Raw genomic sequence first — 11,370 nt, 5'->3', positions numbered from 1 at the left:
CATTAGCATACTTCTCATCTGTAACTTCACCTAATGCAAGTACAAATGCAAAAATCCTGTTCTTGTTATAGAGAAGGATTCTTCTATAGTCTCCCGGTTTTACTCCACCAAAAGTCAATGCTGCTCTTGTTGCAAAACCAAGTGAGTAAATTGTAGATCCTATTTCCTTTCCAAATGGAACAAGTCTGGTTTCCCATCCTAAATCGATGCCTTCTTCAACCAATTGTTCAGCAAATGCTCTTCCTTTAGTATTTCCAGACATAAATACATAGATACTTTTCTGTTGAAGTTCTCTCGCAATTTTTACTGCAATATCATTTGTTGGAGTAGCTCCAATAACAGCTGCAAATCCTGGAGCAGAGCCATCTACAAATTCTATTCCTCTTTCCCTTATTATCAAATCCTCTGCTGCTCCAAGCCAGATGCTATTTACTGGATTTGGACCCATAACATACTTTATTGCTTCTATAATCTCCTCAGCAAAAAGTGTTGCCATTCCAGCATCTAAAGCATTGCCTAAATATGGGAGCCATATTTTTTCTTTAGGTATAGGTGGTAACAATTCTTGAGCTATTTCTAAAACTTTTGGCATATCTCCAAGAGTTTTGATTGCTACTCCAGTTATTCCATATATTATGGGTAAATAATAACCTGTATTGGGAAACTCAACCTCCTGTTTTGACCCAAATTGTTCTAGAGCTTTTTCTAACATCTTTTGGGCTTCTTCCACCTTCTGGTGAGCGCCCCTAATTGCTGCCGATGCAATTATTTTACTCAATTTCTAACTCCCTCCTTGCCTCCATATCAAATAACACTCTTTCTTTCTTTTCATGTATTCCTAAAGCTTTTCTCTTTTTCTGTATATGGTTAATTGTTTTTTCCAATATTTTTTCTGGGTCTGGTTCAAACTCTAATTTTCCTCCTACTATACTTTCCCATCCACTGCCTATCATCTCAGTAACTTCAGCGCTACCCCCAACTGGTGAACCAACACCAAATAAAACATAAAGACCAGACGCTACAAAATAAGTTCCTATTGATAGTGCTTTCTCACTCATCCATTCAGGTGCAATTCCAACTGCAGGAAGATCACTTAAATCTTCTCCTAAACCACCTTCATGGACAACCTGAGTAAGAATTGTTAATGCTCTTGAGTTATCCACACATGAACCAAGATGTAGAACTGGTGGTATGCCAACTGTTTCACAAATAGACCTTAACCCTTCACCAGCATGCTCCATTGCCTCAGGCGTAAGTAAGCCATATTTTGAGCAAGCAATTGCTCCACATCCAGTTTGAACTACTAAGTAATCTTTGGATATTAACTCTTTCACCAGATAATTATGAGACTGATCATGTGTTACCCTTGGATTATTACAACCAACTACTCCTACTATACCTTGAATCCTGCCATCAATTACTGCATCATTAAGTGGTCTGAAAGATGCTCTATATCTTCCTCCTAACATATAATTTATATATTCATGTGAAAATCCAGCAACTATTGGACTATTTGTTTTTGGAATTCTTGTCCCATTTCTATTAACAAAATTATCTATTGCTTTCATTATTATCTGTTTTGCAATCTCTGGAGCATTATGTTCGTCAAAAGGTATATGAGTTGCTCCTGGAATTTTAGCCTTTGGTGAGGTAGTTATAAGTTCAGTATGATTATTCTCAACTAATTTTCCTAATGCCTGAATTATACACTGAACATCAACTACCATTGCATCAACTGCTCCAGTTAGTATAGCCAGTTCCTGCTGTAAGAAATTCCCGGCTACTGGAACTCCCTGTCTCATAAGAACTTCATTCGCTGTACAGCATATTCCAGCTAAATTAATACCTTTTGCTCCTTTTGATTTAGCATAGTCAATAAGTTCTGGGTCATCTGCAACAGTAACTATCATTTCAGATAATGTAGGTTCATGACCATGTATAACTATATTAACTTCTTCCTTCTTTAAAACTCCTAAATTCATAGTGGAAGCTATTGCTTTTGGAGTACCAAACAATATATCTGATATATCTGTTGCTAACATTGAACCACCCCAACCATCACTTAGCGAAGTTCTTAATGCATGAAGTAGTATGTTTTCAGCATCCTGATCAACTCCCATGTTTGTTCTATGCATCATCTCTACAACTTCCCTGTCAATTCCTCTTGGGTCGATTTTTAGCTTTTTCCATATCTCCTGACGCTTTTTTGGTGCTCTTGACACATAGTAAAGTATGCCTTGCTGTCTTCCAAAATCTTCAAGAGCTCTATTAGCTACATCAAGAGCGATATCTTTTATATCTCTGCTATCTGTTTCCACTCCAAGAATTTCTGCAACATGGAATAATTTACTCTCATCTTTTATTTCATACCCAGGAGCTTCTCCTTTTGCTACGGCTTTCAAAGTTAAAGCAAGGTCTCTTCCATGATCAGAATGAGCCGATGCTCCTGCAGCAATGCCTCTACTAAGATTTCTCGCTGCAACTGTAGATAAAGTAGCACCACATATACCAACCTTCTCCTCATAATCCTTTCCAGTAAATCTGCAAGGACCCATAGCACAGTTTTTACAACACCTGCCTTCTGCTCCAATTGGACATTTTTTCATTTCCTCTACTCTTGAAAACATTGTAGAAATACTATTTTCATAAGCATATTTCAGCATTTCCTTTGTTGCCGGGTCTACAGTTTTATTTAAGTACTTTTCTGTCACAATACTCCTTCCAATATTTTAATTTACTTATAATTTTAATATTTAAATTTTGATATATATTTATAATTTGATAATTATCTGATTCTATTTATATAAAATAAGATTAAATAAAACAAAAAAAATAATTATATAATTGGTTATTTGCTATTAATTTTTATTATATTTTCTAGTTAAAACCAGGCATAAAAATATTAATCCATATATTATAACAGAATTTACTATCCAAAATATTCGAGAGAGTTTTTATGATTTTTTCTAACTGATATTCAATATCTTTTAAATTTTTATTAAATCCTTTATTTGTTGTTATTTACCCATTGTTTCCAATTGATAGATGGTTTCAAGTGCAACCTTTGTCATTTTATTGACTCCCTTTTTTATCTCAGAATCCTCTGCTCTTATTCTTCCTGAAACAATATCAGAAACTGTCAGTAAACAACCCGTATTAACACCAGCTTTAGCAGCAATCGAAAAAATTATGGATGCTTCCATTTCAAATGCTAAAACTCCTCTTTTTGCCCATTTTTCAGCTCCCTCTCCAATTTCTGGATCAGGACCATAAAATAAATCAGAAGTTGCGATTAGACCAGTATGATATTTGATACCAAGTTTCTCTGCTTCATGCACAGCGTAATGAACAATTGGAAAGCTGGCAACTGGAGCAAATGGGTCTCCTTCAAATAATGATTTAGTTGTTCCATCTATCGGAACACTCCCTGTAGCAATTATCAAATCAATTAGTTTTAATCCTTTACCGATTGCACCACATGTACCTATTCTAATAAAATTTTTAACCCCCAACATAATTAGCTCTTCCGTAATTATTGCTGCAGAGGGACATCCCATTCCTGTAGTTTGAACAGATACAGGTATTCCTTTATATGTCCCTGTATATCCAAACATTCTTCTGTATTCTGTAACCAGTTTTGGGTTATCAAAAAATTTTTCTGTTACATACTTTGCCCTATCTGGATTACCGGGAAGTAAACAATATTTAGCAAAATCACCTTTATTTGCTCTTACATGAATTGGCATAATAATCCTTTCATTATAATTTGTTAAATTATTTTTTATTTTTTTTCGAGCTCAGTTAATTCTTCAGTAAATTTTTTAATATCATCAAATTCTTTATAAACAGATGCAAATCTCACATAAGCAACTTTGTCCAGTTCCTTTAATTTGTCCAAAGCAATTTCACCTAATTCTTTTGATGTTATTTCATATTTATATTGATTTCTTAACTCATCTTCTATATCCCCAACTATCTCTTCTAATCTTTGCACAGGAATTCCTCTTTTAACGGAAGCTCTTACCAAACCATTTAATAGCTTTTGTCTATCAAAGGGTTGAGTTTCTTTATTCTTTTTCACTACTGTTATCGGAATCTCATAATTCCTTTCATAAGTTGTAAATCTCTTATTACAAGAAGGACATTCTCTCCTTCGCCTAACAGCATCTCCTTCTTCAGTTAATCTTGAATCTATCACTTTTGTTTCCTCGTATTCACAAAATGGACATTTCATATCTCAAACTCCTTACCTGGATAAAGTGGTGACATTTCTCTTAGTCTTTTAACAATAGGGGGTAGGACCTCCAAAAAGTAATTTACTTCCTCTTCTGTATTACCTCTGCCCATAGAGATTCTTATTGAACCTTGTGCTATTTCAGGTGCAATTCCCATTGCTAATAAAACATGAGATGGCTCCAATTTCATAGAAGCACAGGCTGAACCACTTGAAATGGCTACTCTCTTATTATCTAAACCTAAAACTATTGATTCACCCTCTACATATTTAATAGCAAAACTTACATGTCCTGGAAGTCTGTTTTCTGGATGTCCTAAATATATAACATCATCAATTTCTTCCAACACACCCTTAACAAGATATTCTCTAAGTTCCTTTAATTTCTTAGCTTTTTCATCAATTTCACTTATAGCAATTTCTACTGCTTTTGCAAATCCTACAATTCCTGGAATATTCTCTGTTCCTGCTCTTTTTCCTCTCTCGTGTTCTCCTCCATGCATAAGAGGAGTAATTTTCACTCTTTTTCTTTTATACAAAGCCCCAACTCCCTTAGGTCCATGAAGTTTATGAGATGACATTGATAATAAATCAACATTTAACTTCTCAACATCTATCTCTAAGGTACCAAAAGATTGCACTGCATCAGTATGAAATATAATTCCTCTTTTTTTAGCAATTTCTCCAATTTCCTCTATTGGCTGTATACTCCCAACAACATTGTTTGCATGCATTATACTAATCAATGTAGTTTTACTATTTATTGCATTCTCAACATCTTTAGGATTAACCACTCCATTTTTATCTACTGGAATATAGGTTACATCATATCCAACTTTCTCTAAATATTTACATGTATTTCCAACTGCTGGGTGTTCAATAGAAGATGTTATTATGTGATTACCTTTTTTCTTGTAAGCTTCAGCAACTCCCTTAATAGCCAGGTTATCACTTTCTGTTCCACCTGATGTAAATATTATCTCCTCAGGTTTTGCATTTATTGCACTGGCTATTGTATCTCTTGATTTTAGAAGCAGTTCAAATGCTTCATTTCCTGGCGTATGAGGTTCTGAAGCATTTCCATAAAATTTTGTGAAGCATGGTAACATAGTCTCAAGAACTTCAGGAAGAACCTGTGTTGTTGCTGAATGGTCAAAATATATCCTATCCATTCTTAATTAATTTACCTCCAAAATATAGTTTAATTTATTAATTATAAAAATTATTCAAATTTTGAGAAAGTTTTTTTGCCTATAAACCTTGCTGACTTTCCTAGTTCCTCTTCAATTCTTAGCAACTCATTATATTTAGCAATTCTATCAGTTCTAGATGGGGCTCCTGCTTTTATCTGGCCTGCATTTGTTGCTACAGCTAAATGAGCTATTGTAGTATCTTCAGTTTCACCAGAGCGATGGGAAATAACAGTGGTATAATTATTTTTTTTTGCTAATCTAATAGCATCAATTGTTTCAGTTAAAGTGCCAATCTGGTTTACTTTTATTAATATTGAATTTGCAGATTTTTTCTCAATCCCGGTCTTTAGACGATGAGTATTTGTTACGAATAAATCATCTCCTACCAACTGTATATTTTTTCCAATCTCTTTTGTAAGTTTAGTCCATCCATCCCAATCTTCTTGTTCAAGTCCATCTTCTATAGAGATAATCGGATATCTTTTAACCAAACTTTTGTAATACATAATCATTTCATCCGAGTTGAGAGTTTTTCCCTCACCTTCTAACACATAATTTCCATCCTTGTAAAATTCTGATGCTGCTGGATCAAGTGCAATAAAAACATCATCGGCAGCTTTGTATCCAGCTTTTTCTATTGCTTTTAAGATATATAAAATTGCTTCTTCATTTGTTTTTAAATCTGGAGCAAACCCTCCCTCATCACCTACTGATGTTGAAAATCTATCATTTTTAAGAATATCTTTTAAGGTCCAGAATATTTCGGATCCCATTCTTAAAGATTCTTTAAAAGAATTTACATTTACTGGCACAATCATAAACTCTTGCATGTCAACAGTATTATCTGCGTGTTTTCCTCCATTTAATATATTCATTAAAGGGACTGGTAAAATATTAAATTCCCCCATCTCAAAACTTTTATTAAGATACCGATATAAGGATATATTATGAAACTTTGCAGCTGCTTTAGCTACAGACATGGAAACTCCTAATATAGCATTTGCTCCATAATTCTTTTTATTTTCTGTTCCATCTGCTTCAATTAGTTTCCTGTCAATTTCTTTTTGATTAGTTGCATCCATTCCTAAAATGACTATTGATATTATCTCATTTATATTTTTTACAGCTTTTAAAACACCTTTTCCTCTGTATCTTTTCTCATCCCCATCTCTAAGTTCCAATGCTTCATAAACACCGGTTGATGCTCCTGACGGAACTGCTGCTCTTCCTATATCACCACTTCTAAGTATTGTATCAACCTCAATAGTGGGATTCCCCCGAGAATCGAGTATCTCTCTAGCTTTAATTTCCTTTATTAAACATGATTTTTTCATAATATAATTTAAAGATAAGCTCAACTAATTTCTAAAGTGAGCTGAAGAGTTCATCCTCCTTTTAAATTTTTTGAAAATCTCTTATAAATATATCTACAATAGCTTAGTGAATATCTAATCTCACTCTTTATTAACAATCAAACTAAATTTTATTATAAACTATTTTCATTTTTCAGGATTAATAAAATATTATAAATTAATATTTTTATCTCACAAGTATTTTATTATTGCTCGCAATGATAACCAGGACCCTGGCTCGTCTTCTCTCCACATCAAATTTATTTGATACAATTTTATCCATTATGTTAACATAAACAAATAATATCAACATACGGTGACAAATTTTTATTTAATTTTAAATTTTTATAGAAGTGGGTAAAATTGAAAAATAAAAAGGAAGAAATCAAAAAAACAACGAAATATTGGCACAGTCTACCAATAAGAGAAATATTCAATAAATTGGGAACTAGCTCAAACGGTTTAACTACTGATGAAGCTTCTAAAAGAATAAAAGAGTTTGGTTTTAACGAATTAAAAGAGGCAAGAAGAAAAACGCTTTTTGGTATTTTTATTGAGCAGTTTAAGAGTTTTCTTATCCTTATTCTTATATTAGCAACAATTTTTTCAATTTATCTGGGAGAGAATATTGAAGCAATTGCTATTGGAGTTATCCTGCTTATAAATGCTGCTTTAGGAACATATCAGGAATTTAAAGCAGAAGAATCACTAAAAGCATTAAAAAAGCTTTCTGCTCCTATAACAACAGTTTTAAGAGATGGTTTTGAAAAAACAATTCCATCAAAAGATATAGTACCTGGAGATATTATAATATTAAAAGCAGGGAATAAAATACCAGCTGATTGTAGATTAATAGATTCTTCCAATTTACAAATTGATGAAGCTATTCTTACTGGAGAGTCTGTTCCAGTTGAGAAAGACTACACTTTATTATTGGATGAGAAAATCACTCTTGTTGATAGAAAAAATATGGCTTTTTCTTCCACTTATGTAACCTATGGAAGGGGAAAAGCTGTTGTAACTGAAACCGGAATGAATACTGAAGTTGGTAAAATTGCTGGAAGTATACAAAAAGAGAAAAAAGAATTTACTCCTCTTCAAAAGAAACTTAATAGATTTGGGAGACAACTTGGAATTATTGTACTTATCCTTTGCACAATAGTGACAGTTGTTGAAATCATAGAATATAAAGCTATTGGAAATATAATAGAAATAAATGAAATTATATTAACAGTAATAGGATTAGCTGTTTCGGCAGTTCCAGAGGGATTACCAGCAGTTGTTACTATAACACTTGCTCTGGGAGTTAGGAGAATGGTAAAAAGAAATTCTATTATTAGAAGATTATCCTCTGTTGAAACTCTTGGAAGCTCTACAATTATTTGTACAGATAAAACTGGAACAATTACAAGAAATGAGATGACAGTTAGAGAAATATGGATAGATGGTACTAATATTAATGTTACAGGTGAAGGGTACATCCCCGAAGGTGAATTTAAAATTAATGATCAAAAGATAAACCTACTGGATGATGAGCTTCTGAACTTATTAATAAAAGCGGGAACTCTCTGCAACGATTCAACTTTAAAATTAGATAAAAAGGGTAATTATTTTACAAGTGGTGAACCTACGGAGATAGCTTTGACTGTTCTTTCTTTAAAGGCTGGATTTGATATTGAACACCTAATCAAAAACTTTTCCAGGATTGATGAAATTCCATTTGACTCTGTAAGAAAAATGATGACAACCATAAATCAAAGCAATAATAGAATAATTGCTTTCACAAAAGGAGCTCCGGAAAGAGTTCTTAATATTTGTAAGAAATTCTACAAAAAATCTGGAATTGATAATCTAAATCTAAGAGATAAAAAAGATATTCTTGAAGCTGTCATAAATATGGCAAATAGAGCTTTAAGGGTTCTAGCAATAGCCTACAAACCTCTTGAAAACTATCATAACAAAGAAGATATAGAAAAAGATATGATTTTCATTGGTTTAGTGGGTATAGTAGATCCTCCAAGAATAGAGGTCAAAGATGCAGTAAAAAAAGCCAGGGATGCTGGAATTAGAACAATAGTTGTTACAGGTGATCATCAACTTACAGCTGAGGCTATTGCAATTGAAACAGGTATAATGAAAGAGAAAGATGCTGGAAAGTCTCTAACTGGAATGGACTTAGAAGATATTAGTGATGAGGAATTGAATCGAGTTATAAAAGAAGTTTCAGTCTTTGCAAGAGTATCTCCTGAACATAAATTAAGAATAATTAAATCACTTAAAAAAGATGGTGAAATTGTAGCCATGACTGGAGATGGTATAAACGATGCTCCTTCAGTTAAAAAATCTGATGTTGGTATAGCTATGGGAATAAGGGGTTCAGATGTTACCAGGGAAGCTGCTGATATGATTTTGGCTGATGACAATTATGCAACTATAGTCTCAGCTATAGAAGAGGGAAGAGGAATTTTTAATAATATCAGAAAGTTTATAAGACTACTTCTATCTGCAAACTTTGATGAAATTTTGATTATTTTTTTTGCAAGTATTATGAAATTTCCACCTCCTCTTCTAGCGGTTCAAATCTTATGGATAAATCTTGTAACAGACAGCTTACCAGCTCTTGCTCTCGGAATGGATAAACCAGAACCAGACCTAATGAAAAAGAAGCCAAGAGATCCAAGTGAACCAATTTATCACGGAATGGGATTACATATCGTGGCAGCTGCAATTATTGCTGCTATTGCTTCACTTGGGGCATTTATCTGGTTTTATAGAAATAGTACACTTGAAATAGCCAGGACTGTTGCATTTACTATCGCTGTAGTATTTGAGTTGCTTTTATCATTTAATTGCAAATCACCTAATAAATACGCATTCTCGAGCATAAAAATTCTTACAGAAAATAAGACTCTCTTATTTTCAATATTGGGAGGATTTTTATTGCAACTTATAATAATATACACTCCATTTTTACAACCTATATTTAATACATATCCGATAGGATTAAAAGAATGGGGAGTTATACTTCTTGGTTCATTAGGTGGTCTTATTTTATATCCAGCTCCATTTGAGAAATTAGAAAATAAAATAAGAAGATTCTTCAAAAGAAGTTAAAATTTAGTGATTAACCCCTCAGCGATCCACTTATTTGCTCGATAATAGCTTTCAAATGAACTCCCTGCATCTGTCCATAGACCATTTAGAATGGAATATGTCATAGTTTCTTCTTTAACATAAGCATTATTTACATCCGTTATTTCCAACTCTCCTCGAGCTGAAGGTTTTAAGTTTTTAATGATATCAAACACCCTATCATCATACATATAAAGACCAGTTACTGCATAACTGCTTTTTGGATTTTTGGGTTTTTCCTCAATTTTTATAATTTTGTTACCTTTTAATTCAGGAACACCATAACGTTTGGGATCTTCTATTTTTTTAAGAAATATCTTAGCTCCCCTTTCCTGTTTCTCAAATTCTTTAACTACGCTCTCAATATTATCTTCAAATATGTTATCTCCCAAAATAACAACAATTTTTTCACAATCAACGAAATGTTCAGCTAAAGACAGGGCAGCAGCAATACCTCCATGTCCTTCCTGATAAGTATAGTTAATATGTTTCAAACCAAAGTCTGAACCGTTTCCCAAAAGCCTTAAGAAGTCACCAGCATTATTTCCACCTGTAACTATCATTATGTCATCTATTCCACCTTTAATTAATGTATTTATTGGATAGTAAATCATGGGTTTGTCATAAACTGGTAAAAGATGTTTGTTGGTTATTTTTGTAAGAGGCAATAATCTTGTTCCTAATCCACCTGCTAAAACTACACCCTTCATATTAAAATGTAGCTCAAATATCCTTTTAAAGATATAGGATAAGAGCCATCCTCCTTTCTATTAATTCTTTTGGTAAATATTTTATTTTAGAATTTCTTTTTATGACCTTACTATTTTAAAAGAGCAAACTGTAAACCAGTTTCATTTACAGTATAAATTAATTTTAAATCCTATCATATCTTTTAAAACGAATCTTTTCAGAGCGAAAAAGCTCTTAAATCTTTTTTAAAATTATTGTTAAATTCTACCACTAATTTTCAACTACCTCAATTAATTTTTATCATTTATAAATTTATTAGAAATCTAATATAGATAAATCTAATAATTCATATTTAGTCAAAATAGAAAAACCCCCACACCTTTTTATATTATAATGTGGGGTGTTTTACTTTAACCCTTCAATTTAATTAATTTTCTATTCAAGACCTGTTTCGGATTCTAATTCTTCGGGTAGCTCAACTGGTGCTTCAAGATGTGATAGATTTTCTCAACAAAAAGCTCATAAAGTTCACCAAAAGCTTCTGGTTCACTATCTTTAGCTCTAATTACCAAGTCCTCAATCATACTTATTTCAATATCATTACTTATACAATATAAATAAACCCTAAATATTATAACGAGGAAATAAAACTTATGTTACAAGAAGAAAATTTGTTAGATTGTGCCTGTTTTCTCTCTCATGAATTAGAAATCTAATCATATAAGTTGGAATTAATAAAATTAATATCAAAAAACCAGTGGTAAACAAT

At 32.6% G+C, this 11,370-nt stretch carries 8 protein-coding genes; 1 reads left to right on the top strand and 7 read right to left on the bottom strand.

Annotated elements, in window-relative coordinates; all coding sequences use genetic code 11:
* From KKC53_06930 to eno, 6 genes are all read right to left on the bottom strand, one after another.
* A partial coding sequence (locus KKC53_06930; GenBank protein MBU2598880.1) for a CO dehydrogenase/CO-methylating acetyl-CoA synthase complex subunit beta occupies nt 1–778 on the bottom strand: 778 nt, incomplete at its 3' end.
* Entirely contained in the window at nt 771–2,663 is a 1,893-nt protein-coding gene (gene cooS, locus KKC53_06925; GenBank protein MBU2598879.1) for an anaerobic carbon-monoxide dehydrogenase catalytic subunit, read from the bottom strand. The genes KKC53_06930 and cooS, both read right to left, overlap by 8 nt.
* A 354-nt stretch (nt 2,664–3,017) precedes the next feature.
* Nucleotides 3,018–3,746, bottom strand: a complete 729-nt coding sequence (locus KKC53_06920) for a purine-nucleoside phosphorylase (protein ID MBU2598878.1) — start codon at nt 3,744–3,746, stop codon at nt 3,018–3,020.
* A 35-nt stretch (nt 3,747–3,781) separates the two neighbouring features.
* Nucleotides 3,782–4,234, bottom strand: coding sequence for a transcriptional regulator NrdR (gene nrdR, locus KKC53_06915; protein MBU2598877.1), 453 nt, complete (start codon nt 4,232–4,234; stop codon nt 3,782–3,784).
* Entirely contained in the window at nt 4,231–5,406 is a 1,176-nt protein-coding gene (gene nifS, locus KKC53_06910) for a cysteine desulfurase NifS (GenBank protein ID MBU2598876.1), read from the bottom strand. Before nifS ends, nrdR begins: the two co-directional genes overlap by 4 nt.
* Before the next feature lie 50 nt (nt 5,407–5,456).
* Nucleotides 5,457–6,761: a phosphopyruvate hydratase gene (gene eno, locus KKC53_06905; GenBank protein MBU2598875.1), complete on the bottom strand. Its 1,305-nt coding sequence runs from the start codon at nt 6,759–6,761 to the stop codon at nt 5,457–5,459.
* A 381-nt stretch (nt 6,762–7,142) separates the two neighbouring features.
* Between eno and KKC53_06900 the strand changes: the two genes are divergently transcribed.
* Nucleotides 7,143–9,893 carry a cation-translocating P-type ATPase gene (locus tag KKC53_06900; protein MBU2598874.1) on the top strand — a complete coding sequence of 917 codons (2,751 nt, stop codon included), beginning with the start codon at nt 7,143–7,145 and terminating at the stop codon, nt 9,891–9,893.
* Here the strand turns inward: KKC53_06900 and KKC53_06895 are convergent.
* The gene (locus KKC53_06895) at nt 9,890–10,621 is read right to left on the bottom strand and encodes an NTP transferase domain-containing protein (protein MBU2598873.1); all 732 of its coding nucleotides are present in this window, start codon (nt 10,619–10,621) and stop codon (nt 9,890–9,892) included. The two genes, KKC53_06900 and KKC53_06895, sit on opposite strands and share 4 nt — an antisense overlap.
* Nucleotides 10,622–11,370 lie beyond the last annotated feature (749 nt).

It is taken from the genome of Actinomycetota bacterium (genome assembly GCA_018830725.1).
Taxonomy (GTDB): Bacteria; Actinomycetota; Humimicrobiia; order JAHJRV01; family JAHJRV01; genus JAHJRV01.
This window is presented reverse-complemented; position numbering and strand designations above follow the sequence as displayed.

What these genes read in the sequence shown, in the direction of transcription:
- KKC53_06895 (MBU2598873.1), bottom strand. Translation starts at nt 10,621, where the DNA reads ATGAAGGGTGTAGTTTTAGCAGGTGGATTAGGAACAAGATTATTGCCT.
- cooS (MBU2598879.1), bottom strand. Translation starts at nt 2,663, where the DNA reads ATGCTGAAATATGCTTATGAAAATAGTATTTCTACAATGTTTTCAAGA.
- KKC53_06920 (MBU2598878.1), bottom strand. Translation starts at nt 3,746, where the DNA reads ATGCCAATTCATGTAAGAGCAAATAAAGGTGATTTTGCTAAATATTGT.
- eno (MBU2598875.1), bottom strand. Translation starts at nt 6,761, where the DNA reads ATGAAAAAATCATGTTTAATAAAGGAAATTAAAGCTAGAGAGATACTC.
- nifS (MBU2598876.1), bottom strand. Translation starts at nt 5,406, where the DNA reads ATGGATAGGATATATTTTGACCATTCAGCAACAACACAGGTTCTTCCT.
- nrdR (MBU2598877.1), bottom strand. Translation starts at nt 4,234, where the DNA reads ATGAAATGTCCATTTTGTGAATACGAGGAAACAAAAGTGATAGATTCA.